Origin of the sequence: Rothia sp. HMSC078H08 (genome assembly GCF_001808955.1) — a bacterium.
GTDB lineage: Bacteria > Actinomycetota > Actinomycetes > Actinomycetales > Micrococcaceae > Rothia.
Genome location: NZ_KV795235.1, coordinates 217,373 through 243,765, shown reverse-complemented (window position 1 = coordinate 243,765; position 26,393 = coordinate 217,373). Strand labels below are relative to the sequence as shown.

12 protein-coding genes and 1 tRNA gene are annotated in these 26,393 nt (G+C 62.7%); 6 read left to right on the top strand and 7 right to left on the bottom strand.

Going from position 1 to position 26,393, the window contains the following annotated elements:
- Positions 1-556: 556 nt before the first annotated feature.
- The 3 genes from HMPREF2528_RS01020 to HMPREF2528_RS01010 form a co-directional block, all read right to left on the bottom strand.
- Positions 557-633 (bottom strand) — tRNA-Met (locus HMPREF2528_RS01020).
- Positions 634-968: 335 nt separating this feature from the next.
- On the bottom strand, positions 969-4,085 hold the full coding sequence (locus HMPREF2528_RS01015) for a UPF0182 family membrane protein (RefSeq protein ID WP_070541658.1): 3,117 nt from the start codon (positions 4,083-4,085) through the stop codon (positions 969-971).
- Between the two features lie 272 nt (positions 4,086-4,357).
- Positions 4,358-5,581, bottom strand: a complete 1,224-nt coding sequence (locus HMPREF2528_RS01010; protein WP_070541655.1) for a YlbL family protein — start codon at positions 5,579-5,581, stop codon at positions 4,358-4,360.
- Positions 5,582-5,902: 321 nt separating this feature from the next.
- Here HMPREF2528_RS01010 and HMPREF2528_RS01005 point away from each other — a divergent pair, with 321 nt between their 5' ends.
- Entirely contained in the window at positions 5,903-7,366 is a 1,464-nt protein-coding gene (locus tag HMPREF2528_RS01005; protein WP_070541652.1) for a zinc-dependent metalloprotease, read from the top strand.
- 178 nt (positions 7,367-7,544) lie between these two features.
- Here the strand turns inward: HMPREF2528_RS01005 and HMPREF2528_RS01000 are convergent, their stop codons facing one another.
- Together HMPREF2528_RS01000 and HMPREF2528_RS00995 are read right to left on the bottom strand one after the other, a co-directional pair.
- A complete protein-coding gene (locus HMPREF2528_RS01000; RefSeq protein ID WP_070541649.1) occupies positions 7,545-8,213 on the bottom strand; it encodes a M48 metallopeptidase family protein in 669 nt (222 codons plus the stop codon).
- The gene (locus HMPREF2528_RS00995) at positions 8,197-10,146 is read right to left on the bottom strand and encodes an ATP-dependent helicase (protein ID WP_070541645.1); all 1,950 of its coding nucleotides are present in this window, start codon (positions 10,144-10,146) and stop codon (positions 8,197-8,199) included. Before HMPREF2528_RS00995 ends, HMPREF2528_RS01000 begins: the two co-directional genes overlap by 17 nt.
- Before the next feature lie 321 nt (positions 10,147-10,467).
- Here HMPREF2528_RS00995 and HMPREF2528_RS00985 point away from each other — a divergent pair, with 321 nt between their 5' ends.
- Positions 10,468-11,469 (top strand): phosphotransferase, encoded by a 1,002-nt coding sequence (locus HMPREF2528_RS00985; protein ID WP_070541642.1) that lies wholly within the window; start codon positions 10,468-10,470, stop codon positions 11,467-11,469.
- A 1,020-nt stretch (positions 11,470-12,489) separates the two neighbouring features.
- On the opposite strand, the gene HMPREF2528_RS00980 is transcribed toward HMPREF2528_RS00985, so the two are convergent.
- Together HMPREF2528_RS00980 and HMPREF2528_RS00975 are read right to left on the bottom strand one after the other, a co-directional pair.
- A complete protein-coding gene (locus tag HMPREF2528_RS00980) occupies positions 12,490-17,250 on the bottom strand; it encodes an ATP-dependent DNA helicase (protein WP_070541639.1) in 4,761 nt (1,586 codons plus the stop codon).
- A gap of 79 nt (positions 17,251-17,329) precedes the next feature.
- The gene (locus tag HMPREF2528_RS00975; RefSeq protein WP_070541636.1) at positions 17,330-21,199 is read right to left on the bottom strand and encodes a UrvD/REP family ATP-dependent DNA helicase; all 3,870 of its coding nucleotides are present in this window, start codon (positions 21,197-21,199) and stop codon (positions 17,330-17,332) included.
- 171 nt (positions 21,200-21,370) lie between these two features.
- Between HMPREF2528_RS00975 and HMPREF2528_RS00970 the strand changes: the two genes are divergently transcribed.
- The 4 genes from HMPREF2528_RS00970 (at position 21,371) to HMPREF2528_RS00955 (ending at position 26,358) form a co-directional block, all read left to right on the top strand.
- Positions 21,371-22,066, top strand: coding sequence for a 3'-5' exonuclease (locus HMPREF2528_RS00970; protein ID WP_012903182.1), 696 nt, complete (start codon positions 21,371-21,373; stop codon positions 22,064-22,066).
- A gap of 152 nt (positions 22,067-22,218) precedes the next feature.
- Positions 22,219-23,586 (top strand): threonine/serine exporter family protein, encoded by a 1,368-nt coding sequence (locus tag HMPREF2528_RS00965; RefSeq protein ID WP_070541633.1) that lies wholly within the window; start codon positions 22,219-22,221, stop codon positions 23,584-23,586.
- 209 nt (positions 23,587-23,795) lie between these two features.
- Positions 23,796-25,145, top strand: coding sequence for a glutamate-1-semialdehyde 2,1-aminomutase (gene hemL, locus HMPREF2528_RS00960; RefSeq protein WP_070541630.1), 1,350 nt, complete (start codon positions 23,796-23,798; stop codon positions 25,143-25,145).
- Positions 25,146-25,176: 31 nt separating this feature from the next.
- Positions 25,177-26,358, top strand: a complete 1,182-nt coding sequence (locus tag HMPREF2528_RS00955; protein WP_070541626.1) for a sugar dehydrogenase — start codon at positions 25,177-25,179, stop codon at positions 26,356-26,358.
- Positions 26,359-26,393 lie beyond the last annotated feature (35 nt).

Below are 26,393 nucleotides of genomic sequence, written 5' to 3'. Positions count from 1 at the left end.
ACCACACGGTTACACCACTATGCGGGACGCTACTCTTTCAACCGCTTAGTTACCGCCTGTTTGAGGCTAAGCGGTATATCGAAAACGTTGGTATATCAGTCAAAACATGGTGTGTTGCCGCCTCTACCGCCTAATTTCTAAAAAGTGTACACGCGAGTGTTCATCTTCCTACATATGCGTGTGTATATATAAAAGTTTTCGGTTTTAGGCGGTGAAGGCGGTAAAGGGTTGGGATTCGGTTGAGATACGAGGGAAAATGCTATACCGCTTTTGCATTTTCAGGCGGTAAACAGCCGGTATCAACGCCGATTAGGCGGTGAAAATCCTCCTCTGCAACCTCCCTCCCACGAGATCATGCACGAGCGAAGATAGTCATACGCCCCGAAGGGGCGTTGGATGATAGTCCTCGATGTTGGGTGATAGTCCCCCCTCCCCCCACCTCGACGACGGGCCTGAGTTTGGCTGAAAGGTAGGGAATAACATAGGGATTCGGTCTCGTCAGGGCAAAACAAAACCCGGTATCTCAGCGACTTTTCGTTGAGATACCGGGTTTTTCTGGTTGCGGGGACAGGATTTGAACCTGCGACCTCCGGGTTATGAGCCCGGCGAGCTACCGAACTGCTCCACCCCGCGGCGACTCATACAACTATACAGACCCCAAACCGGGCATGCAAGCCAAAAACGCGATTTGTAACCAAGCACACAAAAATAGGGGCTGTTGGGTAGAAAGCAGTTGGGTAGAAAGCAGTTGGGTAGGAATAGGGGCTACGGGGCAGTGCCAGGGGTAGAACATACAGGAACGGGGTGGAAGCGATACACTTCCACCCCGTTCCGTCAGAGACCGCTAGAGGTAGTCAGTAGGAGCCGTATCCAGTGCAGGCCCCGGTTCTAGAGCGAGGACGCTAGACCCGTGGACATCCGATCCGTGAGCATCCGGTATGCGCTACTCCCCCGCCGCCTCAGGCATCCTAGTGAGAAGTCGAAAGGCTCGCGCTGGGCTTAGCGCTAGCCGCTACGCTCGGAGCCGCCGAGGCGCTGGGCGCTGCCGATGCAGAAGCCTTAGCGGACGCCGTGCTCTGCGCCTCCTCAGCCTCCAGAGCCTTCTTCACGGCTGCTTCCAGACGCTTCTGAGCCTCACCGTAGGCAGCCCAGTCGCCCTTCTTCATTGCCGCATCAGCATCGGTCATTGCCTTCGAGGCATCCGTCAGAGCCTGCTTCAGTTCCGAAGACTGCGAAGCCGACGAGCCGCCGGTCGAAGCGCCCGAAGTACCCGAGGAGCCAGAGGCAGACGCAGACGGGCTAGCCGGCGCCGAGCCGTCCAACTTAGCACCCGAAGAGCCACCGAACACCTGGTTCAGCGCCTCCTCCAGAGTCGGAGCGAAGCCGACCTTATCGCCGAAGCTCACCAGCACACGCTGCAGACGCGGGTACTTAGCGTCACCGCTCGACTGCACATACACTGGCTGAACGTACAGCATGCCGCCGCCCACCGGCAGAGTCAGCATATTGCCGTTAATAACCTCAGACGAACCGCGGCGCAACAGGTTCAGCTGGTTCGACACCTCAGCATCAGAGTTGAAAATATTCTGAGCCTGGCCGGGGCCGGGAACCACCGAAGAACGCGGCAACTCCAGCAGGCGTAGCTTGCCGTAATCAGGGCTACGCTCGCCGTCCTTACCGGTACCAGCATCACCATTAGCAGCAAGGAAGCCGTACATCACGTTACGAGAGTTCGAATCGCTCTGCTGAGGAATGAACGTAGTCGTCAACGAGAAGTGCGCGCGAGAATCGCCGGGCATCTGCAGGGACAGGTAGTAGGGCGAAATCGGCTGGTTACGATCATTGGTCGGGTCGTTCGGAATCGACCAGACATCGTCACCGGCGTAGAAGCTATTCGCGTTCGTCACGTGATACTTATTCAGCATGGTGCGCTGAATATTGAACATGTCAGTCGGGTAACGCACGTGACTCATCAGCGAAGCGTTCATCTCACGGTAGCTCTTCACCGTGCCAGGGAAAACACCCTGCCACGCCTTCAGCACCGGATCCTCCTCATCCCACGCGTACAGGGTCACCGAACCGTCGTACGCGTCCACGGTAGCCTTCACCGAGTTACGGATGTAGTTCACCGAGTTAGAACGCTGAGCACCCGCAGCGGTTGCCGCATCCTGGGAGCTACCCTGCGCGTAGGGGAACTGGTCGCTCGTGGTGTAGGCATCCACGATCCACTGCACGCGGTTATTCACAATCGCCGGATACGGCTTAGAATCCACGCTCAGGTACGGCGCTACCTTACGCACACGGTCCAGCGGGTTGCGTTCGTACAGAATCTGCGAACCCTCACGCACCGCATCCGACAGCAGAATGTCAGAGGACTGGAACTTAATCGCGTAGGACAGGCGAGCCAGCAACGAATCAACGCGAGGACCACCGTAACCGGCGAAAGTGTACTTCGCATCGGAGGCGTTGGTTTCCTCGGCAGAGAGCGGACGGTCAAGCTCCAGGGTGTCGCCCTTACCGCCCACAATCGAATACTCCGGCGAGCTCGTGCCAAAGTAAATACGCGGCTCGTAATCCTCGCTCAGGGTACCGGTCGCCTTAATACCGGACTGCAAGAACTTCGGGTTACCCGCAGAATCCACCTGGTTACCATAGGCGGCAATCACACCGTAACCGTGGGTGTACACCACGTGGCGGTTATACCAAGAATCGCCGCTGGTCTGCGTGGGGTTCAGCTCGCGGGCCGCCAGCACGGTGTCCTGCGTGGTGTTACCCACGGTGTAACGGTCCACCGCCAGCTGCGACTCGAAGCGGTAGTACGGGCGGAACTGCTGCATCTGCGCAAACGCCGAGGACACAACATTCGGATCCAACAGGCGAATATTCGCAATGGTTGCGCTCGAAGAGCTCAACGCACCGGCACGGGTATCAATCGTCGCGTCATACGGAGTGGTCTCAATCTTGTCCAGACCGTACGCGTAACGGGTCGCATCAATATTGCGCTGAATGAACTTCGACTGAGCACCCTGCTCATTCGGAACCACCTGGAAACGCTGAACAATCCACGGGTACAGGCCGCCAGCAACCACGGCAACAATCACCAGCATCGCGGTGCTAATCAGCGGCAGACGCCAACGATTCATCGAAGCAGCCACCACAAACATGATCGCCACCAGCAGAGCAGAAATCGCCAAAATAGCGTTCACCGGGATTGACGAGTTCACGTCCGTGTACATTGCGCCAGCCCAGCGACCCACCTGCTGCTGAGTCGAGGAATAACGATCCAGCCAGAAGTTCACCGCACGAGTCAGCAAGAACACAGCCACCACAATCGCAGCGTGACGACGGAACGCCACGGTAGTGCTCACACCGCCCGGCTGCACCTTAATACCGCCGTAGAAGTAGTGCATGAACAGACCCGCGAGCGCCGACAGCACCACAGCGGAGGTCACCAGAGTCACCACCATGCGGAAGAACGGCAACGCAAACAGGAAGAAACCGTAATCCAGACCAAACTCCGGGTCAGTCTTACCGAAGGACTGCTGGTTGAAGAACAGCGCGACGGTGCTCCACTGAGTCATCGTCGCCGAAGCAATGAACAGGCCCAGCAGTAGCGGAACCGCAATCAGCAGAACCTTACGCGCCTTATCCACGCTCTCGTGGTAGCGGCGCATGCTCTCCTCAGCACGCTGCTGACCAAATACGTCACGAAGCATCTGCTCGGCAGCATCCGTGCCGCTGGTCGGTACGCTCTGATTCGGGTTCGGCGCCTCCTGCGGCTCCTTCTCGGACGCTGGCGCCACATCAGCATGACGGACCGCGTAGGACATCGAAGCCCACAGCGGCACAGCAATCACCACGGCAGCCACCACAAACACGGCTGCCTTCAACAAAATCTGGGTAGTGAACACGGTGCTATAACCCAGCTGATCAAACCACAGCCAGTCCGTGTACACCTGGGACGCACCCACAAAAGCAGCAATGAGCACCGCCACCACAGCAATCGTCACCCGCAAGGGGCTACGACGCTTAGGCGTTGACTTCTTCGGCTTGGGATGCGCGGTGTTATTGGTCGACTCAGACACAATTCCTCGCTCATCATACGTTCAGAGAAAATAACTGCCTTTAAGTATCTCAGAGGTGACGCAGAAGGGCAGAACCTCGTAGAAGCTCGGGGCGAAATATGACCGGGTTGAGAGGTTTTGGGCGCGAAATGATGAGGTGAGAGGTGCTGGCGAGGATTACGGAGACGCAGACGAGGACAGAGAATAGGGTGCAGAACAGCCCCGGTACCGTAAAATACCGGGGCTGACTTCTACGCTATACGGGTGAGAACCTCGCGGAGAGAAACGTTATGTTAGGAACCGCAACGGGGCAGGGAATCATCCGGGGTGCCGGACTTAATCGCCTCCACCGTCTTCACCGCCTCCTCCAGGGTCGACACCGGCACAACCACCATCGTGCCGCGCACCTGACCGGCGTGATAGTAGTTGAACAGGTCGGGGTCCTGCGCCTGCATCTTCACAATCGAATCGCAGTTCTCCTTAGGCGCCAAGAAGTAGCGCGCACCGTAGCGACCCGTCGCCAAGATCTTGTACTTGATGCCGCCAATTGCGCCGACCTTGCCGTTCGCATCAATCGTGCCGGTACCCGAAATGTAGCTGCGGTACGGGTCGCCTCCGGCATCCTCATCGGCGAGCAGAGTACCCTCGCTGAGCTTATCGACCGTGCCCAGCGCCAGCATCAGACCGGCACTCGGGCCGCCCACACCGTCCAGGTTGTACTGCACGTGTGCCGGCAGGTCATAGCTCTGCTTCAGGCCAGCGCCCAGAATCCAGCGGCTATCATCACTCGAACGGACCGGAGTCAGCTTAAAGGTCTGCTGCTTGCCGTCACGCTCCACGGTCACGTCAATCGCCGAACCGTTCGACGCATTCACAGCCTTCGGAACATCGGTGAGGGTCTCAATCTGCTTGTCCCCCACCTTCACGATGCGGTCATCAGCCTTCAGCACGCTCGCCGCCGGGGAACCCTCCACCGTGGAAAGCACCTCAACCTTCTCAGTCACCGCCATCTTCAGCTGGCGCATCGCCGCGACCTTCGCCTGAGTCTGCGAATCAGCCATCTGCGCGCCGGTCGCAGCCGTCGCCTGCTCATGGCTCACGTGCGGGTACAGGGCATCGGTCGGCACCACGAGGCTGCGGTTACCGTCAAACGCCAACCAGCCGTAGAACGCCTCCGCACCGGACAGCTCCGTGTACGGGCCGCCCGAAACCGACACCGTCGTCATGTTCATCTTGCCGAATGTCTTATAGCTGGGCGCGCCAGAAACCTCAATGACGTCCTTCTCCTGATAGGTTCCGAGCACGTCAAAGAGCGGGCCGGGGCCCTCCTTCACATAGGAACTGGGCAGAACAAAAGCACCAGCCAGCAGGGCGCACGTCGCCACAGCGCTCACCGAACGCAAGTTCACGCGACGCGGCGCAAAACGCGAACGGCGCTTAGCCGCCTTCTCATTACTCTTCACGCTCGCGGAAGCGGCGCTCGGCTGCTGCTCAGCATCAGGGGTGGACTTAGTCATGGTTTCTACAGTACCGGATAAACCTGCTTTTCAACACGCGGGCGGGCACTGTGACAACACGCAGGCGGGCACTGTCACCCCGCTAAAAATAGAGCAACCAGGAGGCGTTCACGCTCTGACCCGCGCCGCGCTGTGTCAGCACCGCACGGTGACAGCGGCACGAAAAAACTCCCAAACCCCGGCCCCAAAGACAAGCTTGTGAGCCCTTAGCTGATTAACCCGCTTCCACAGCAATGGCACGGGAAATTCTCAGCAAAAATCGGTAGGCTGGACAGCGAGCGGGCCAGCTGCGCCCACCCCCGGATTACGAAAGGCTTCTACATGTCTGAGAACCCCACCGGCGGCGCCTCCAACGAGCGCGACCCCCTCGAAGAATTCATTAAGAAGATGCAGGAGCAGGGCTTCGACCCCTCCGCTGGGGCAACCGGCCAGGGCGGCAAGGGCGCCTCCTCCAACGCGCAGAACCCCTTCAGCGCGCTCTTCGGCGAAGGCGGCCAGAACCCCTTCGGCATCAGCATCGACCCCGAAGACCTGAAGAACATGGGCATGAGCTTTGACCCCGCCATGATGCAGAGCATGTTCGCGCAGGTGCAGGCGATGTTCTCCGGCGCGGGCGCATCCGACAGCCCCAGCGGTGTGAACTGGGATAGCGTGAAGAACCAGACCCGCCAGATGCTCGCCTCCATGGGTGAAGACCCCTCCGTACCCGAAAACCTCAAGCGCGCCGTAGAAGACGCGGCGAACCTCGCCGACCTCTGGCTGGACGCGGTGACTATCATTGAGCGCCACAACTACCCGGTGCAGGCGTGGTCCAAGGCGGAATGGGTGGAGCATTCCTTCGACTCCTGGCGCGAAATGGTCGAGCCGGTCGCAGCCGAAGTCACCCAGTCCATGGTCATGCCCGGCGCTCCCGAAGACGTGCCCGAAGAGATCTCGCAGATTCTCAACAGCGGCTTCTTGAACAACATTGGTTCCGTGATTTTTGGTGCGCAGATGGCGCAGGCACTCGCGCAGCTCGCCGGTGAGGTGTACTCCTCCACCGACGTGGGCTTCCCCCTCGCGCCCGGCTCCTCCGCGCTACTGCCCAACGGCTACCAGCAGCTCGCCGACAGCATCGAGGTGCCCCCGCAGGAGGTCCTGCTCTACCTTGCTGTGCGTGAATCCGCGCTGATCCGTCTGCACAAGGCAAACCCCTGGTTGCGCGAAGACCTGGTTCAGCTCGTGGCGCGCTACGCCCGCGGCATTCGCGTGGACATGAACCGCATGCAGGACGCCGCATCCCAGGTGGACATGAGCAACCCCGACGCCGTACAGGAAGCATTCGAAGGCGGCATGTTCAGTCCCCAGCGCACCGAAGACCAGGAACTGGCGGTACAGCGCCTGGAGGGTCTGCTCGCCCTCATCGAAGGCTGGGTATCCGTCGTAACCGAGGACGCGACCCGCAACCTACCCAAGGCACCGCAGCTGACCGAAATCATGGCGCGCCGCCGCATCGACGGCGGCCCCAGCGAGCAGGTCTTCGAGAACCTGGTCGGCCTGGAACTGCGCCCGCGCCTGGTGCGTGAAGCGCAGCAGTTCTGGCGCTGGTACGAAGAATCCCACGGCATTGAGGCGCGCGACGGCCTCTGGGACACCCCGGAGACCCTGCCCACCCCCGCCGAGCTGGAAGACTTCACCGCATACGATGCGCGCATGAACGAAATCAGCCTGGACGACGTGGACTTCGACTCGGAGCTGCAGAAGCTGCTGGACGGCGGCTTCGGCGACGCACCCGAAGAAAAGTAAAGCTGAGCGAAGTAACGCTGAGTGAAGTAAAGCTGAGCGGCGAAAGTAAATAGCTGACAGTCGAGCGGGGGTGGCTTGTACATTCACAAGCCACCCCCGCTCGAGGTGTTTCGGTTAGTTTTTGATTCTTTGATTTTCGGGAAGCGCTTTAGTCGGCTGGATTTTAGTCGGCGGGATTTTAGCTGGCGCTGTTTTCGCCGCGCTCGCCCTCACTGCACTCACCCTTGGCACGCTCACCCTCGGCACGTTGGTCCTCAGCACGCGAGCGCCCCAGCGCGTACCCCTCCAGATAGGCCTGTGCCCGCAGCAGCTGCGGGTAGCGCGCCTCCAGGGCACGGAACGCCGCCGAATGATTCGGCTGCAGCAGGTGGCAGAGCTCGTGGTGAATCACCGAATCCAGCACGTACTCGGGCACGCCCTGCAGCTCCGAGGAGATGCGAATCTGCGCGGTCGCGTAGGTCGCCGAACCCCAGCGCTGACGCTGGTTGCTTACCCAGCGAATCGAGAGCCGTTTGAACTGCTCGGTACCCTCCAGCTCCGGCAGGTAGGCGCGCACCAGCAGGCTGGCCCGCTCGTGCAGGTACTCGTCGGTGACATTCAGCTGCGCGGCGCGCTCACGGCGGGCGGCGCGACGCTGAATACGCGGCAGCAGGCGGGCAATATGCTCGTCTATCTCCTCGCTCGTGCTCGCGGCGGGAATGAGCAGGCGGTACGCGGGGTTGCCGTGCTCGTCCACGCCGTCGCGCTGCATGCTGATGGTGCGGGTGCGGCGGGCCGAGCGGACCAGCTCAATCTGCGGGCAATCCGCCGTGGCCGGCAGAATCTCTCGTTTAAAACGCTGAGCCATAGTCCTCTCCCTTCTGGTGACGGCCCTGCGAGCGGTTCCCGTACGAGTGATTCCCGCGCGCGCCGCGGGCCGCTCCTCCGTAGCCGCTCGAGTAGCCGCTTGCGGCGGGGCGGCGGCGCTTGGCCGGGTCGATGTCATCCAGGAAACGCGAACGCTTACGCTGACCGCGACCGCCCACGGTGCGGGTCATCGTCCAGGTCAGCCACAGGTACTTGCGGGCGCGCGTAATGCCCACGTACAGCAGGCGGCGCTCCTCATCCACCTCGTCCGGGGTGGTCGCGAAGGTAATGGGCATGAGGCCCTCGTTCAGGCCGCACAGGAACACGGCGTCCCACTCCAGACCCTTAGCCGCGTGCAGGGAAGCGAGGGTTACGCCGTTGACCTGCGGTGCGTCGTTGAATTCGCTACGGTGGTTCAGGGTCGCCACGACCTCGTGCATGGTCAAAGGTAGCGGCTCGGGCACGCCCGGGCGCGGGTTCGCTCGGTGCTCCTGAAGCTGCTCTTGGCGGTGCTGCGCCATCATGTCCACCATGTGCACCAGGGCGGCGAGGGACTCCCACTTCTGGCGGGTGGCGCCTCCCGAAAGGGGGCCCTCCTCCTTGTAGCCGAGGCCGCTGAGCACATCGCGGGTGTAGCGGGTGACGTCCTCAGTACCGTCCGTGGACTTCGCCGAACCGCGCAGGGCAAGCATCGCCTGCTTGACCTCGGGACGTTCAAAGAAACGCTCCGCGCCGCGCAACTGGTACGGAATGTGGGCGGCAGCCAGCGCAGATTCAATCGCCGCCGACTGCGCGTTCGTGCGGAACAGCACCGCAATCTCAGAAGGCGGCACGCCGTCCTTCTCAATCAGGTCGCGGATGTCCTCGGCAATGCCGGTAGCCTCCTGCTCATCATCCGCGTAACCGAACCACTCCACATCCACGCCGGGGCCGCGCTGAGACATCAGCTCCAGCGGCGGCGCCCACGAATGCGGGCTCGAATCCGGATGCGGACGGCGCGCCGCCAACAGGCGGTTCGCCAACTCCACCACCTGCGAATGGGAACGGTAGTCGCGGGTCAGCTTCACCGTGTGCGCGCCACGGTACCGGCGCGCAAAATCCAGCAGGTAACGGCTGGTCGCACCGGTAAAAGAGTAAATCGTCTGGGAGGCGTCGCCCACCACGCAAATATCGTCGCGGCCACCCAGCCACACATCCAGCAGACGCTGCTGCAGCGGGGAGACGTCCTGGTACTCGTCCACCACAAAATGGCGGTACTGGTTGCGGACGGTCGCAGCGAGCTTCTCGTCCTCCTCCAGCATGGCGATGGTCAGCAGCAGCACGTCCTCAAAATCGATGAGGTTACGCTCATCCTTCAAATCCTCATACGCCTGGAAAATACGCTGCATATTCTGCGGGGTAATCGCCAAGGGCAGCTGCTTCTCGCTCAGGCGCTGCATGATGGTGTCCGGGGTGAGCAGCTGAACCTTCGCCCACTCAATCAGCGACGCCAAATCACGCAGCAGGGAACGGTCCGTACTGATGCGCAGACGGTTCGCCGCCTCCGTAATGAGCGTTGCCTTATTCTGCACGATGGACGGGAACGTACCACCCACCACCTGCGGCCAGAAATACGCCAGCTGACGCAACGCCGCCGAGTGGAAGGTACGCGCCTGCACGCCATGCGCACCCAGCTGGTGCAGGCGGGTACGCATCTCCTCCGCCGCGCGCAGGGTGAAGGTCAGGGCGAGTACGCGCGGGCCCTGGTAGCGACCGATCGCAATACCGTAGGCGATGCGGTGCGTAATCGCGCGGGTCTTACCGGTACCAGCACCAGCCAGCACGCGCATGGGGCCGTCCAGCTCGGTGGCGACCGCACGCTGATCAGGGTCAAGCCCGGCAAGAATATCGTCTGCGGAGATCATATGCTGAGGCTGCTGAGGTGTGGCGGTCATAATGCTCCATCAGTAAGGCGGGCGGTGCGGGCAGGCGGCGTGCGCTCGCGCTGGACATATGGATATGCGGGCGCGCGAGGCGGTGATAGCCGGTCTTCCATTGTATTCTCCCAGAGTCCACCGGGGCTTCTTAGCCGTCGCTTCTTTCATTCAGGGCGTGAGGCGCTACCTATCTGGGGGCGTGCAAGTAGAAGCACGGATAGAGGTGAGGGAAGAAGCGCAGGCGGAAGCGTTTAGGCTTATCCACAAGTATCTTCACCACTTGGCATAAAGATCCCAAAAACTACTAAACGGCACACATTGGTTTGGTAACCTTAACCCGTGACTTTATCTCCCCTTCAGCTAGCAGCCATTGTCTCCGCCGGAGTGCCCGGGATTTACCCCGTCGGCGCCGAACCGGTCCGCGAAGACAGCGACGACTTCGACTCGGCAATCATCGCCGATTCCACCGGTCGCCGCTGGCGAGTGCGCGCCCCGCGCCGCCCCGACGCCAGCATGCGTCTGGAAGCTGAACACCTCATCCTGCAGTCGTTCAGCCCCGGCCTGCGCGCCCGACTGCCCTTCGCCGTACCCACCGTCGCCGGCACCGTACCCTACGCGGGCGGCAACGTGTTCGTGTACACGCACATCCCCGGCACCATCTACGACGTGGACCAGCTCGCCGAGCTGAGCCGCCGCGAAGTTGCGGCGAACCGCCCCTCCCTGGCGTCCATCATCGCCAAGGACATTGCGACCCTGCACGTGATGCCCGAAGACATCATTTACGAAGCCGATCTGCCCTCCTACTCTTCGGAGCAGATTCGTCTGCGCAAGAACGCCGAGCTCGAGCGTGCCGCCGCAACCGGCAAGGTGCCCGCCGACCTACTCGCACACTGGCGTACCGTGCTCTCCCCCGGACCCATGTGGCAGTTCCGCCCGCGCGTGGTCCACGGTGACATGGGGGCCGAGAACCTCGTACTGCACGTCACGCCCTCGACGGCGCGCATCGTGGAGGTCACCGGCTGGTCCGATGTGCACGTGGGCGACCCCGCGCAGGACTTCGCCTGGCTGTACTCCTGCCAGGACATCGACTTCACCGACGAGGCAATCGAGGTGTACCGCCAGCAGATGCCTCAGCTGCCCGACGCCTACCTGGCGCAGCGCGCGAACTTCTATGCGGAGTTCGCGATCGCCCAGTGGCTCACCCACACCGTGGAGGTTGGCGACCGCGACGGCGCAACCCACGCGGTGTCCATGCTCCTGGACATTCAGGACGACCTGCGCGCCTCCGGCGAACTGCTCGGACAGGAGGAGGTCGGCCCGCTAGTCGGCCCCACCGAGTAGGTATTGGGTCGGGTAGCTGTTAGGTTGCTACTTACCGCATAGGTTTTCGGTTCAGCTAGATTTTCAGTTCAGCCCCGCAGTACTGCGCTGCGGGGCTGAACTGTACCTACTGGGTTGTATATCCGCTGACTCGCGCCCGGTGAAACCTGCTCTCCTGACTGTCTGTCAAACCGACGGGATGATGCCTATAAGGGCTAGTGGAGGGGCTTTAGTGGGCTTTTTGCCGAAATTTCTTTAAGTGTTTCCCCTCACCTTTTGAGCACCAGTTTTGCATTTTTGTGCATGAATGACTCAGATTAAGGCTGAGACTTGAAGGTGCGCTAAAGGCGCCATTCACAATATTTCCCGGGTGCTAATACGCCACAAACCCACATGAACCAACTTTTGACCTCGGGAGTCCACAGAGTCTCAACTTCACCTTGAACTATGCTCAAAATAGTGCATTTTAGGGTAAAAACTTACCCTGTAGATTTTTTCAAAAACTCCTGGAATACTTTTGCTGTGCCGCGAGAATACCAGCGGACACACTCCCCATAGCGCACTGACCAGCGCTGATATCGTGGCAGCGATAAATTGGGGAGACAGATTGGACGGGACCCTGACCGGTCATGTCAGACCCGAGCCGGATTCATGCACCGCGCAACCAATCACCGATGGCAGAAATCTATAGAGTTACTTTCGAGGTTGTGTTTGAGAGTAAAGACGCACGCAAACCCCACGGGGCGCCGGCGGCGCGAGTGAGGCCGCGAGAGCGGCAGTCGTTCGGCGCGATTCTTTCCCGGAGCGTGCGAGGGCACGAAGTACCTCTATAGTTCTTCAGCGGCTGAGGACGCCTCATCACCCTAATGCAGTGGGGTGAAGAGGCGTTCTCTGCCATTAACCGCAGAAGTCCACGCAGAAAAGCAGCTCACGAGGCGCAATGCCTCCGTGAGCTGCTTTTCTGTATTCGGTTATTGGCTCAAGCTAACGCGCGAGCGCCGCCCGCCCGGCGCTGGGAGATTCGCTGTTGAGATCCGCTACCTAGCCCTTGCGCGCCTCGCGGATCACCTTCGCCAGCTGCGCCTCCGAGGGCAGGCCGCCGCGGATCTGGTGATCCCACACCTCCGCAACACCCTTGCTGCCCAGGTACACGAACACGGTGCTGATACGCTCCGGGTCCACGCCCATAATGCGGGAGAACGCGATGCGGTACAGGCCCAGCTGGAAGCGTCGAGACTGCATGGTCGACATCTTCGGGCGGGAACCGCTCTTCCAATCCACCAGCACCCAGCGTTCGCCGCCCTCGTCCTCGGTGCGGAACACCGCGTCGATACGGCCGCGCAGGCTTACGCCCTCGATGTGGGTTTCGACCGGGTATTCGACCGCCCAGATGCGGTCCTTCCACTCGTCGCTGCCCCACTCACTGTTGGCGAAGCGCTCCCAGAGGCGCTGAACGGAGGCGTCCAGTTCGCTCTCGGATTCCTCGAAGTCGTCCTCGAAGGTGAACTCGTCCTGTTCCTGCTGGTCAGCAGGATCTGCAGGCTCAGCGGGCGCGGCGGAGGCGGAGGCAGCAGCAGAAGCAGGCAGGTCAACGCCCACCGTGTCCTCCGCGTCGGGTGCCTCCAGCGGGTCGGCGCTCGGCGCCACCCCGAAGTGCTCCTCAATTAGCGCGTGCACCGCCGTACCAATCGTTGCCGCGCGCGAGGGACGCTGCGGCACCGGGCGCATCAGCTGATGCACCGTGCCCTGCGGGTCCTCGCTTAGGCGAATGAACGTGGATGCGGACAGGTGCCCTGGCAGCTGCTCGCTCAGCACCGGGTCGGTCTGGCCCATCATGAGCAGTAGCAGGTCGGCTTCGCGTTCCCAGTCCACCGCCTGCTGGCGCAGGGATTCAGGAATGGCGGACTCGCCGTGTACAGCGAGTACGGCGGGTGCAGGGTGGTTTGCGCTCTCCCCCGCTACATCCCCGCTCTGGTGCAGGTCATCCTCCCCCGCGCCGACAGCGAGCTCCACCGCCAGGGCGGCACGCTCCACCGCCTCGCGACGGCTCGAGGAGTTAATCGCAATCTCACGTTCCAGCTGCTCATGCTGGCCGCGGCGAAGCACCGCCTCCGTGCCCCGGTTGAGGGCATCGTCAGAAGCCCAACGCCAAATCACGGGGCGCTCCAGCGGGTCGAAAGGCCACATAGCGGTCAGCACCGCACCCAGGTTCGGGTTCCTGTCCTCGTAGTTCTTCTGGGCGAACTGGCCGCGCACCTCAATCGGCAACGCCGCCGCCACCGTGGGCGAGAAACCGGGCTGAGGCGGTTGCGCCTCACGCCATTTCTCCCGCTCGGTGGCTTCGATAATCCATTCGGGCACCGGCAGGTTCAGGCGGGTACAGTTCTCCGCCACCGTGCGTGCTCGTACGGAAGGAGCCGCTAGCTGCCAATCCTGCGCGAGGGCGGGAGCCATGGCCTCAACCAGCGCCCACGCGTAGCGTTGCACCTGCTCGGCGTAGGTTGCCCGGGCGTTCGCGCGCGCCTCCGCCTGTACGGGGGTGAGCTCGTCAGCGTCTACGGGGTAGAGTTCCAGCTCTTCCAGCAGTGCCGCCTCATCGGGGGCGGGCGGCAGGTTCGAAGGATCCACGACCGTACCGTGCACCAGGGTCACCGGCTCCACCAGGCGGTACTTCGACTCAGCCAGCTGCTCAACCCAGCGGCGCACATGGTTCAGGTGCATCTTCTTGCGCTTATCGGCGGGGTTCGGCATCGTGTACGACAGGCCCATGCCCACCAGCTGCGGCGCCGCCCAGGGGGTATCCATCGTCTCTTCGAAACGCACAGAGGGCGCATCCACCATGGGCGTATTCGGGCCGAAGAGCGACTTGAAAAGCATCTCCATCAGCTCCTCCCAGAAGGGCTGCACCGGCAGGGGGAGCATAGCGGCGCTCTTCCAGCGGTAGGCGCTCAACGCCAGCAGGTTACGGGCACGGGTCATCGCCACGTACATGAGGCGGCGGTCCTCCATGCCGGCATGCTCGGCGGCATCATCCTTGTGCTCGGCCAGGTAGTCTTCCAGGTCCTTCGCCTTCTCAAAGGCGGTAATCTCCTCCGCCGTCTCAAGGACCGACGGAAGGTACTCGCGGTCACCACGCAGCGGCCAGGGCAGAGCCGTATTAGCCGACATCTGCCACAGGTTCGGTGTCTGCCCGCCGGTCGCGCTACCGCACAGACCCGGCAGAAGCACATGATCCCACTCCAGGCCCTTCGCCGCGTGCATGGTCATCAGCTGCACCGCATTCGGGTCAGGCTCCACGGCGCCCAGCGCCAGGCCCTTCTCCTCATCATCGGCACGCTCAAGCCACGCGAGGAAGCCCATCACGTAGCTCACGCCGCCCGAAGACAGCAGGAAGCGGCGCGCACCCGGGTCGCCCTCCTCCGCGCTCACGCCGTCAGAGCCGGCGTAAATCATCGCGTTAATACGCGGCGCCGACATGCCGTAGGCGGCGGCAACCTCGTGGAAAGCGTCCAGGTTCGCACGCGAACCCAGCGGGTCGGTACCCGGGCGGACCGCCAGCTCAATATCCAGCAGCATGGTGCGCTCAATCTCGTACAGCAGCGTGCCCAAATCCTCGCTCAAACCGGCACGCAGCACGCGCATCTGCTCGGCAAAAGCACGCAGACGCTCCAGCGCCGCCGGGGAGAAACGGCGGCCACGGTACTGCTCACCGTAGAGGGGTTCGCCGTCCGCGCCGTCCTGCGGTAGGTTCTCCACCGCCTCGATCAGGGAGGCGTAGCCGGAGGAATCCTCCACCGCGCCCTTGAGGGTTTCGTCCAGGCGCTCCTGGGCGGCGCGCAGGTGCTCTGCCTGCAGGTTGATAGCAGCAGCGTCGTCGGCGTCTTCAGCCTCGGCGAGCATACGCAACGCCATCTGCTCGCGCAGGGCACGCTCACGCTCACGCACCAGCGACTGAGCCCAATCACCCAGCGCCAACATATCCGCCGCGCCCAAACGCCAACGCGCACCCGTCAGCAGGCGCGCCAGAGCATCCGAACGGTTCGGATCAGCCAGCACACGTAACGCCGACACCAAATCCACAACCTCCGGTTGGGAAAGCAAACCGCCCAAACCCACCTGCTGCACCGGAATACCCAGACGCTCGCACTCCACACGAATCGGGTCCAGCTGACCGTGCACACGCGCCAACACCGCAATCTCAGGCATCTTCAAACGCGGATGCACAGAACCATCACCGGAACGATGCGCCGCGTAGGCGCGCTCATACTCGCGCACCGCCTGGGTACGCATCGCCGCAATACGCTCAGCGATAGCCACAGCCTCCTCGCGGTCAGAGTCGTGGTACGTCAAATCAACGCGCCCCACCATGCCCGCGGCAGCCTGCTCAAAGGCGGGTGAGCCCGGCTCCCCCACCAGAGCGCAGCGCGGGCGCAGGTCAGGAACCTGAGCGGCGGTAATATCGCCGTCGGCGGCACGCACCCACTCGGGAACCTCCTTCAGCTTCTCCGCCACATGGTTCGCCGCGTTCAGCACCGAAATGTCGTTACGCCACGCAATGGACAGGAACAGCGGCCGCACATGCTTGGTTGGGAAATGACGGTAGAAGCTGAACATCTGGCCGTCCGAAGCGCCACGGAAACCGTAAATCGACTGCTTCGGGTCACCCACAGCCATCACCGGATGCGCCGGAATACCCGCCGCCTCATCGGCACCGTAAATCGAGGAGAACAAGCTCATCTGCGCGTGCGAAGTGTCCTGGAACTCGTCCAGCAGAACCACCTTGAAGCGGGCACGCTCACCCTCGCGAATCGCCGGGTCAGCCTCCGCAATGCGGGCGGCAAAACGCATCAGGTCACCAAAATCCAGCACCTGCATACGCGCCTTCACGCGGGCATAGCTCATCACCATGCGCGCGTACACTCGGCGGTTACGCAGCAGACGCTGAACCTTCAGGATGTCCTTCTCAGTCTTCGTCTCACGGCGAGGCTCGGGCACCGCCGCGTACGCCGCCAACTGCTCGGTGCAGAAGTCAATAACCTGTTGCGGCTCCACCAGGTGCTCCGCGCACTCGTCAGAAAGCTGCAGCATCTGGTTAATCATGGTCGCCGCAGACACCGGCACGCCGTCCTTATCGAGGGGAAGCTCCCCCTCCCAGTACTGCACAATCTGCGCGGCAAGCTGCCACTTCTGCGCATCGCCGAGCATCTGCGCGTCCTGCTCCACGCCCAGGCGCAGACCGTACTCCTTGACGAGGTTATTCGCGTAGGAGTGGTAGGTGAGCACGGTCGGGTCAGCGATGCCCTCGCGCAGCTCCTCATCGCTCGGGGCGACGCGGCGGCTACGGCGCAACGTGTTCAGACCGGCGCGCATACGGCTGCGCAACTCGGTTGCCGCCTTGCGGGTAAAGGTCACGCCGAGCACCTCTTCAGGGCGCACAAAACCGTTATCAACCAGCCAAATCACGCGGTCAACCATGGTCGCGGTCTTACCCGAACCGGCGCCCGCAATGACGAGGGTCGGGGCGGGACCCGCCTCAATCATGCGGACCTGCTCGGGGGTCGGCTTCTTACCGTCGGCGCCGTTGAGCATCTCGGCAATGTCGAGGGCACTGCGGTAGCCGGCAGGCTTCAGCGCGGGGTCGTTCGCGGCGGCTTCAGCAGAGAAGAGCACGCCGTTGGGCAGCTGCCAGCTATTGTGCTCGCACCACTGGGCGGGGGTGAGCATGCCGGTGCCAGGACCGGGGTGGGCGCCGGGGTTAGTAGCGCCCTGCATATCAGCGCTATATGCGCCAGAGTCAGTCATGATTCCTCTTCCTCATGGATCATTCTCATGGGAGGTTCGGGGTGAGTGATATCGAAAGTAAACGTAGGGTACGCGGCTACTAGGGCTGCGTCACCTGACGGCCGCGCGTACAAATCGGGCAGATCTCCGGCAGACGGCACCCATAGCCGCTCTCACGGTGGCGAGCCTGCACCTGCGAGCCAGCGATCAGCTCCGCGGCGTGCTGCACCAGCTCAGCCGCCCACGAATCGTGCTCCGTCAGAGCCGGCTGAACCTGCAGACGAGTCTTACTCTCGTTATTCACGCCCGAGGCGCCCAGCTGCACGAGCGCCGCGCCTGCGGAATGACCCGTATAGCCGGTGTACTCCAGCTCCTGGGGGCGGGCATCCGGTAGCGGTTCGCCCGCCTCCAGGGCGGCGGCTTCGGCGCGGTAGCGCTCCTCCAGTTGCTCACCCGCGCCAGCCTCCACCGCAATCTGGTAGGCGGCAAGCTGCGGGTGGGTCTCCATCTCCGACCCGGTCGGCTTAGACTTGCCGGTTTTCAGGTCAACAATGGCGTAGCGGCGGGTGCCGTCCTCCGCCGGGGCGGTACCCTCGAGGCGGTCCACACGACCGGTGAGCAGCGCATCCAGCTCGCCGACCTCACCGGCGGGGTCGAAGGGCACAGGCACACGCACCGCGAAGGAGCCTTCAACACCGAGGTTCTGCCAGCCGGCGTCGCCCATGTGCTGACGGTAGTAGTAGCTCAGGCGCAGAATCATGCGCTTGGCGCGCTCGTAGAGGGCGTAGGATTCCCAGGGCACGCGCTCGCGGTACTCTTCATCGGTCTCATCGTCCTTGCGGGCGGGCACGCCGAGGGAGCTAATGCGCTCGTCGAGGGCGGTTTGGAGCTCTTCGAGGGTGCCGGTCGGGTACTCCTCGGCGATGGCGTGAACGAGCGTTCCGAGCGAGCGGGACAGGTCGGTTTGGGCTTCCGCGCGGGCGGCGGAAACCAGCCAGTCCAGCGGGGAGCTGTGGATGGTTTCCAGGCGCGAGGGCGAAAGCGTAATCGTGCGGCGGCCGGGGTTTTCAGCCTGTTCCTCGCCGTGTTCCTCGCCGTCTTCACCGTGGTTTTCGTCCTGCTCAGCGTGGTCTGCCGGGCGATGCGCAAAAAGCAGCTCCGTGCTAGAAAGCGGCAGCAGGCCCCACCACTCGTCGGGTGCGGCGCCGGGCGCCTGGGCGTTCGCCAGGCGCGCCAGAGTGCGGGAGGCGGCATCGAGTCGGTACGCGGAAGCCTCCGGGGTGAGCGCGTCTTCCTCCGGTGCGCTGTGCATCGGTGCGCCGTTCTGCTGTGTGTCCTTCTGCTGGGCGTCTTCGGCGCGCATCGCGTTCATCGATTCCTCAACGAGGGTGCGGCGAAGCTCCGCCACGAGGGAACGCAGGGTAGCGGGGCGGCGCACACGGGTGATGGGCACGTCCGTGGAGTCGCCGACCGCGTCGGTGGGTAGCACGAAGTCGAAGAACTCGCCGGGTGCCTGATCGTCGTTGCGTACGGCGGTGAGCACAAGGCGGGTGCTGGCTCGGGTGGCGGCGACTGCGAACATGCGTAGCTCGTCGTGGCGGGTGTCGCGCACGCGTTCGGGGTAGCTGCGGATACGTGCGGGCGGCACCGGCTGCTCGCCCTCCCTTGCCTGTTGTTCTGCCTGCTGGGCGCGCTGGCGGAGGCGCGCATCGCACAGGTCCGTAAGGTCGCCGGTGCTCAGCAGGGAACCGCGCACGGTGGTGTTGGGCCAGGTTCCTTCCTGCAGACCGCATACATATACGGTGCGCCAGGACTGACCGGCGGCGAGCGCGGGGGTGAGAATCTCGACCGCGTCTTGGCGTACGCCGCGGGCGGCGAGGGTGTCCATGGGCAGGTCCTGCGCGTCGATGAAGTCGAGGAACTGCTCGGCACCGGCGCCACGCATCTGCTCGTCGAATCGGTCGGCGGCTTCGAAGAGACCAATCATGGCGTCGAGGTTGCGGTGGGCGGCATCGGCGTCGGGGCCTGCGCTGCGCGACTGGGTGACCCAGGTTTTTTCGAGGCCGCTGGCTTCCCAGAGCGCCCAGAGCACTTCGGTGCTGGTGGATTCGGGGCGCGCGAGTGCTTTACGTCCGGCGGAGAGCACGGCTGCGATGCGGTGCACGGCGCGTCCTACGCCCTCTTCGGGGAGGGTTTCGGGGTGTAGCAGTGCACCGAGGAGCAGGTCGTCGCTGGGGCGGTGGCCGCCGCTTTGCAGTTCGATGGATCGTAGTTGCTGGCGGAGTCGTCGCACGTCCATGCTGGATGCGCCACCGAGTCGGGAGGTGAGCAGGGTGATGGCGCTCTGCGCGCCACCGAGGGGGTTGGCGCGGCTTTCTTCGGCGATGACGTCGTCGAGGCTTCGACGCATGAGCTCTTCAGCTTCGGTGGCGCTGAGGGTTTCGTAGCCGCCACGCTCGGCCGCCTCCGCACCTTCTGCAGCGGGCATGTGCACGGCGGGGTTGAGTGCCTTCTCGCCGCGCTTGCGGGCGTAGACGAGCAGGCTGAGCGCGTCGAGGAAGGGGCGTACGGCGGGCTCGTCGCGCACCGGCACGAGCGCCGCGGAGGTACGCGAGGGAATACCGTTCGAGGAGAGCACGCGGCGGATGCGCGCCACGTCCGCGCTGCTACGCACGATGATGGCGGACTCGCGGTAGGGGTGGTTGCCGTAGATGCGTTCTTCGAGCAGCATTTGGGCGATGAGGTTCGCCTCGTCCTGAGAGCTGGAGAGCGCATACTTATACACGCCGGCGGGTGCGGTGCGGTAGTGTGCGGGGTCGAGGATTTTGCCATCGGCGCCCAGGTGCAGCAGCGGTTCGTCGGCGGCGCCCCAGGTGAGGGCTTCATCGGCGGGGGTGGTGTTGATGCGTCCGAAGGTTGCGGGCGCACCGTTCTTTGACCCCTCCTGCGCGCCGTTCTTCGTCCCTTCCTGCTCGGCGGTGAGTGGCACGAACCGGGTGTAGCGCGGCAGGCGGCGGCGAATGTCCGCCACGAGCGGCATCATGAGTGCGGGCAGGCGGTATGAGGTGGTGAGCGTGCGGGTGCGCATGCTCGGGAAGCTTGCCTGCAGGGTGGTGACGAGGTCGGGGCGGGCGCCTCGGAAGCCCTGGACGACGGCTTCGTCGCTGTAGGTCATGACAACCCGAGGGCCTTCAGCGAAGAGGTCGGGGTGGGTTTCGGTCAGGTGCGCGGCGTCTGCGGGGGCGACTTCTGCGGCGATGAGGCGCAGCAGCCGGTAGATGGAGGGGCTGAGTTCCTGCACGTCGTCGATGAGGATTAGGTCGTAGCGGCGGCGTTCTTCGGCGAGGAATTCGGGGGCGCGCAGCAGCAGCCGGCAGGCGTCGTTGATGAGTACTGCCGGGTCGTAGGCGTTTTTGGCGCGGAGGGCTCGCACGGCACGGTATTCGGTGTGCAGTTGGGCGAGGGCGTGCCAGGCGGGCTGGTTGTGTTCGGTGGCGAGGGCGTGTACGTCTTCGGCGGTGAGGTCGTATTCTGCCATGCGGTCGAAGAAGTCGCGGATTTCGTGGCGGAATCCTCGGGTTGCGAGGGCGTCGCGGAGTACGTCGGGCCAGGCGGGTCCGGGTGCGATGCCTTGGGCGTGGTTGGCGAGTAGTTCGCCGATGATGACGTCTTGTTCGGGGCCGGAGAGGAGTTTGAGGTTGCCTTCTACGCCGCTGAGTAGACCCCGGGTTTGGGCTCGTTTGAGCAGGTCGAAGGCGTATGCTGCCCAGGCGCGGGTGGGTGCTACGGAGAGGCTGCGGTCGCTGGATGCGGCGATGGTGTCTCGCATGCGGGTCGCGGCGGTGCGGGTGGGTGCGAGGATGAGCAGGCGGGCGGGGTCGTTGCCGTCGGCGAGGTAGCGCAGGGCGCGTTCGGTGAGGTGGTGGGTTTTACCGGTTCCGGGGATGCCGGTGAGAAGTTGGGTTGTCATGGTTTCAGTCTATCGGCTGTAGCGCGGTTGTACCTTGTCGACGGTCATTTGGGCTCGTCAGCGACTTATGTGCCGCCTCGGTGACTTAATATGCCGCCTCGCCAAGGGCTTATCCACAGCCACGTGACGACCGGGCGCGCGCCTCCTTCTCCGCTGGGTTAGTCTTATAGCATGACCTGGATGAACGGCCTGCGCGCCACTTTTGACCTTGAAACCACCGGTGTGGACGTCACCACCGCCCGCATCGTGACTGCTTCCCTGATCCTGCTGGACCCTCAGGGTAATGTGGTGCGCCGTGGCGAGTGGCTGGCCGACCCCGGCGTTGAGATCCCCGCCGGTGCCGCCGCCGTGCACGGCATCACCACCGAGTACGCGCGTGAGCACGGCCGTCCCGCCCGCGAGGTCGTGTGGGAGCTAGCCGGCGCGATTGGTGCGCTGAACCTTGACGGTGTGCCGATTATTGCGTTCAATGCCGCCTACGATTTCTCGGTGCTGCACCACGAGATGCTGCGCCACAATATTGCCAATGGTGAGCTGCCGCCGGGTGTGGTGCTCGACCCGTACGTTCTGCATAAGCACGTGATTCCGCGTAAGCGCGGCAAGCGCACCCTTGAGGTTCTTGCCGCCGAGTACGGTGTCTCCCTGGAGAACGCCCACACCTCCGCTGATGATGCCCTGGCGGCGGAGCGTCTGCTGGTGAAGCTGACCGAGCAGTTCCCCGAGGTCCTCAACGTGGATGCGCGCCAGCTGCACGAGCAGCAGATTCAGTGGGCGGCGGAGCAGGCGGCGAGCTTCCAGGCGTGGTTGCGTACGCAGCCGGGTAAGGAATCTGAGGTTATTGACGGCCGCTGGCCTGTGCGCCGATAAAACTGCGCCGCTAAAAACCTAGGCAGCATCCCCAAACACTTCTCCTTTGCTGACGGGCTGACACTATCCCCGTTTGGGCTTCTCCCCTATGCTAGATAAGGAACCACACCTACACGAATAGCACGTGAATAGCACGACCCGGAAGGCCTCTCATGGATGATCAGCCCCGCACTACCGAGCCGTACCCTGACACTAATACGCGCAGTATTTATCTGGGGTCTACCCGTCTGGCTCATGAGCACCTGGTGGCGCAGTCGCAGGTGGTGCTCCGCCTGGGCCGCATCCTGATGAAGTCGGGTGCGAGCGCCTACCGTATTAAGGCGTCGATGGCGCGTTTGGCGAAGGCTGTGGGGTTGAAGGAGCATCACGCGCAGGTGACCTTCACCGAAATTTCGACGTCTTCTTACACGGAGGGTAATTTCCGTACTGAGGTGGCTGAGCAGCGCACGATGGGCATTAACGCTCATAAGCTGGATCAGTTGGGTAAGTTCATTTCTGAGCTTCCTGAAAAGATTACCCCTGCGGAGGCGAACGCCGAGCTGGACCGTATCGATTCGGCGAAGCCTCTATACACCCGCTGGATGTTGGCGCTGGCGTCGGCGGTGGCGTGTGCCGGGTTCGCGTTCTTGAACCGTGGCGGTCTGGTGGAGTGCACGGTGGTGTTCTTCGCGGCGGGTGCCGGCCAGTTTTTGCGTTCGACTCTGCTCAAGCGCGGGGTGAGCCATTTGGCAACGTGGATGGCGTGCGGCTTCCTGGCGGCGGGCCTGTACATTGCGCTTGTTAATGTGCTGGTCGCGGTGGGTTGGATTAGCCCGAACCATATGATTGGTTTCATTTCGTCGGTACTGTTCTTGGTGCCCGGTTTCCCCATGGTGACGGGCATGCTCGATATTTCCCGCATGGACTTTTTGGCGGGTATTTCGCGTCTAACCTATGTGGGTTTGTTGTTGCTGAGTGCGTCGTTTGCGGTGTGGGTTTTGGGTTCGCTCTTCCACCTGCCGTTGGCGGCTCCTGCGCCTCTTAACCTTGACCCGACCCTGTATTTGGTGTTGCAGGTGCTTTCCTCGGGTGTTGCGGCGGCCGGCTTCGCGATGCTCTTCGCCGCATCCCCGGTGGCGTGCGTGTGGGGTGGCGTGATTGCTGCGGTGGCGAACCCCATCCGTATTCACATGGTTGAGGCTGGTATGCCCGCGCATATGGCGGCGACGATTGCCGTGTTTGGTGTGGGTATTTTGGCTGAGATTGTGGCGCCGCTGCATCAGCGCAAGTACACCCGTATTTCCCTGTCGGTTCCGGCGGTGGTGACGATGGTTCCGGGTGTTCCGTTCTACCGTTCGATGTCGCATTTTGCTAGCGGTGACATGTACTCGGCGGCAAGCGGTTTCGTGCAGTCCCTGCTGATTTTCATGGCGTTGGGTATGGGCCTGGCCTTCGTGCGTCTAATCTTCGACAAGAACTGGCTGTTCGATCAGGACACCCAGGTTCTGAACCGCCTGGATACTGACCGGCACCTGCGTTAGCGCGTTGCGCATCCTCTCTGTTCCCTAACTTGTCTGTTGTGTTTTATCGTCACCTTTCGGTACGTTCAGGTGCTTGTCACCTGCGGTTCATCTGTAGCACCTATGATGGTTAGGTACGGGATGCTAATAGCGTGCGGGCTCCGTTGCCCGTTGCACGTCGTCCCTTGTAATTCTTTAGTTCGCCGTCTCGTTTGAAAGGCACCGATACGATGACTTCCTCTTCTACTCACCCGCTGCATCATGAAACCAGTGAGAAGCTTTTTGAGCGTTCTCGCGCGGTGATTCCCGGTGGTGTGAATTCCCCGGTGCGCGCCTTCAATTCTGTGGGCGGCACTCCCGCGTTTGCGGCGAAGGCTAAGGGCGCGTACCTGTACGATGCGGACGGCAACGAGTACGTTGACCTGGTCTGCTCGTGGGGTCCGTCGATTCTGGGTCACGCGCATCCGCAGGTGGTTGAGGCGGTTCAGCAGGCGGCTGAGCGCGGCCTGTCCTTTGGTGCGGCGAGCGCGCCGGAGGCTGAGCTGGCTGAGCTGGTGGTCAACCGTATTAACGCTGTGATTCCCGGTGCGATTGATCAGGTGCGTATGGTGTCGACCGGTACTGAGGCGACCATGACTGCGATTCGTCTGGCGCGTGGTGTGACCGGTCGCGACAAGATTATTAAGTTTGCGGGCTGCTACCACGGTCACGTGGATGCGCTGCTTTCCGAGGCTGGTTCGGGTGTGGCTACCCTGGCACTGCCGGGTTCTGCTGGCGTGACTGCCGCAACCGCCGCGGAGACCATCGTTCTGCCCTATAACGACCTGGACGCTGTGCGTGAGGCGTTCGCGAACCACGAGGGTCAGATTGCCGCAATTATCACTGAGGCGGCGCCCTGCAACATGGGTGTGGTGACCCCCGAGCCCGGTTTCAACCGTGGCCTGCACGAGATTGCTCACGCGAACGGTGCGCTCGTCATTTTTGATGAGGTGCTGACCGGTTTCCGTGTGTCTTCGGCTGGTTACTGGGGTTACGCCGCTCCCGAGGATGGCGGCTGGGTTCCCGATATTTTCACGTTCGGCAAGGTCATTGGTGGCGGTATGCCCATCGCGGCGCTGGCCGGTAAGCGTGAGGTCATGGAGTACCTGGCGCCGGTCGGCCCGGTCTACCAGGCGGGCACCCTCTCCGGTAACCCGCTGTCCGTCGCGGCGGGCATTACGACCCTGACCCTGGCTGATGCCGCCGTCTACGCGCACCTGGATTCGCGCAGCGCCCAGCTGCAGCAGGCTCTGACCGAGGCATTCAACGCCGCCGGTGTGGACCACTCCATCCAGAGCGCCGGTAACCTCTTCTCGGTCGCGTTCGGCACCTCTCAGGAGGGCGTGCACAACTACGCCGACATCAAGGCGTCGGCAACCAGCCGCTACAACGCGTTCTTCCACTCCATGCTCGAATCCGGCGTGTACCTGCCGCCGAGCGCGTTCGAGGCGTGGTTCGTTTCTGCCGCCCACGACGATGAGGCGATGGACCGTATCATCTCGGCTCTTCCGGCTGCAGCCGCTGCGGCTGCTTCCGCGTAGAGTCCGGGGGAAGTAAGGAGGTGAGCCGCTCATGGATCTGAGCGCTCTGGGACTGCCTATGGAGCAGCTACGCGACGTGTGGCTGATCGCCTTCATGGTGTACCTGGGCTTGTGCCTGCTGGTGGATATCGCCTACCCGGTGCCCATCAAGAAGGAGAAGGCAGCCGAACTGTACCTTGAGGTGTCCGGCTCGCCCGTTGATGAGGCGCGCCGCGCCACCGCGGAACGCACCGCGATGGGTGCGCCGCTGAGCTCCTCCCGCAAGGGTAGCGCCACGAAGAAGGCGAAGAAGAAGCTGGATTCTATTGAGGGCGCCGGCGTGTTTAGCGGCTGGTTCCACGTGGTCATGTACCTGTGGGGCTGGATTGTGGCGGTCTCTATCTTCACCCTGTACTGGGATATCGTGTACGACGGTGTTGTACTACCGGCGCTGATTCTGCCGTTCCTCATGGTGTACCTGGGGGCGCGTATTGGCCGCCGTCACTGGCGTGTAGCCCGCGGATACAGCAAGGACGACCGTGTGCTGGGCATGCCGCGCATCTACTCGGCGACGCTGGGTAAGCTGAGCGCCCCGTTCCGTGTGCGCAGCACCGTGCCGGGTGTGGAGCCGATTCGTGACGACCGCACCGTCTACTGGGTGCTCAACGGCATTGCGTTCCTGCTCGCCGCAGTCTTCCTGACTTCGCTGGCGGGCTGGAGCATCGACGAGGATTGGGAAGCGATTTATATCGGTCATGCTTCTTGGTTCTTGGCGGCGGCGTACATTCCGCTACTGATTATGCTGCTGATGTATAACCGCGATTACGTGCTGTTCAACCCGGATTCGTTCCAGGCTGGGCGACTGCTCCTTCCGGCGAAGTCCCGCCCCTACTCTGAGATTCGCGCGTTCCGCGTGTACCCGAAGAACCCGGACGCGATTAATCTGAACCCGAAGGATGCGAGCCAGTGGAGGCTGGAGATTCTGCTTCCGGGCGGCCGCAAGCACAACTATTCGCTGAATGATCACCAGATTGATTGTTTGGTGGCGCAGATTGCGTTCAATATTGAGCAGGGACGCTGGGCGCAGCTGGATTCGCCGGCGGACCGTGAAATGTTGGCGAAGTACTTCGTGGACGGCCGCGTCATCTGCACGACCATGGGGTACAAGCCTGCCGGTAAGCATGCGGAGGAGGCGGCACGCCGCGCGTCCTTCCAGAAGGCGCAGTACAAGTAAGCGAGTTGCTTTAATACCGCGAGAAGCCACATGTG

Coding starts and splice junctions, on each gene's coding strand:
- HMPREF2528_RS00995 (WP_070541645.1), bottom strand. CDS start 10,146: ATGACCGCCACACCTCAGCAGCCTCAGCATATGATCTCCGCAGACGAT.
- HMPREF2528_RS00975 (WP_070541636.1), bottom strand. CDS start 21,199: ATGACAACCCAACTTCTCACCGGCATCCCCGGAACCGGTAAAACCCAC.
- HMPREF2528_RS01000 (WP_070541649.1), bottom strand. CDS start 8,213: ATGGCTCAGCGTTTTAAACGAGAGATTCTGCCGGCCACGGCGGATTGC.
- HMPREF2528_RS00955 (WP_070541626.1), top strand. CDS start 25,177: ATGGATCTGAGCGCTCTGGGACTGCCTATGGAGCAGCTACGCGACGTG.
- HMPREF2528_RS01005 (WP_070541652.1), top strand. CDS start 5,903: ATGTCTGAGAACCCCACCGGCGGCGCCTCCAACGAGCGCGACCCCCTC.
- HMPREF2528_RS00980 (WP_070541639.1), bottom strand. CDS start 17,250: ATGACTGACTCTGGCGCATATAGCGCTGATATGCAGGGCGCTACTAAC.
- HMPREF2528_RS00970 (WP_012903182.1), top strand. CDS start 21,371: ATGACCTGGATGAACGGCCTGCGCGCCACTTTTGACCTTGAAACCACC.
- hemL (WP_070541630.1), top strand. CDS start 23,796: ATGACTTCCTCTTCTACTCACCCGCTGCATCATGAAACCAGTGAGAAG.
- HMPREF2528_RS00965 (WP_070541633.1), top strand. CDS start 22,219: ATGGATGATCAGCCCCGCACTACCGAGCCGTACCCTGACACTAATACG.
- HMPREF2528_RS01010 (WP_070541655.1), bottom strand. CDS start 5,581: ATGACTAAGTCCACCCCTGATGCTGAGCAGCAGCCGAGCGCCGCTTCC.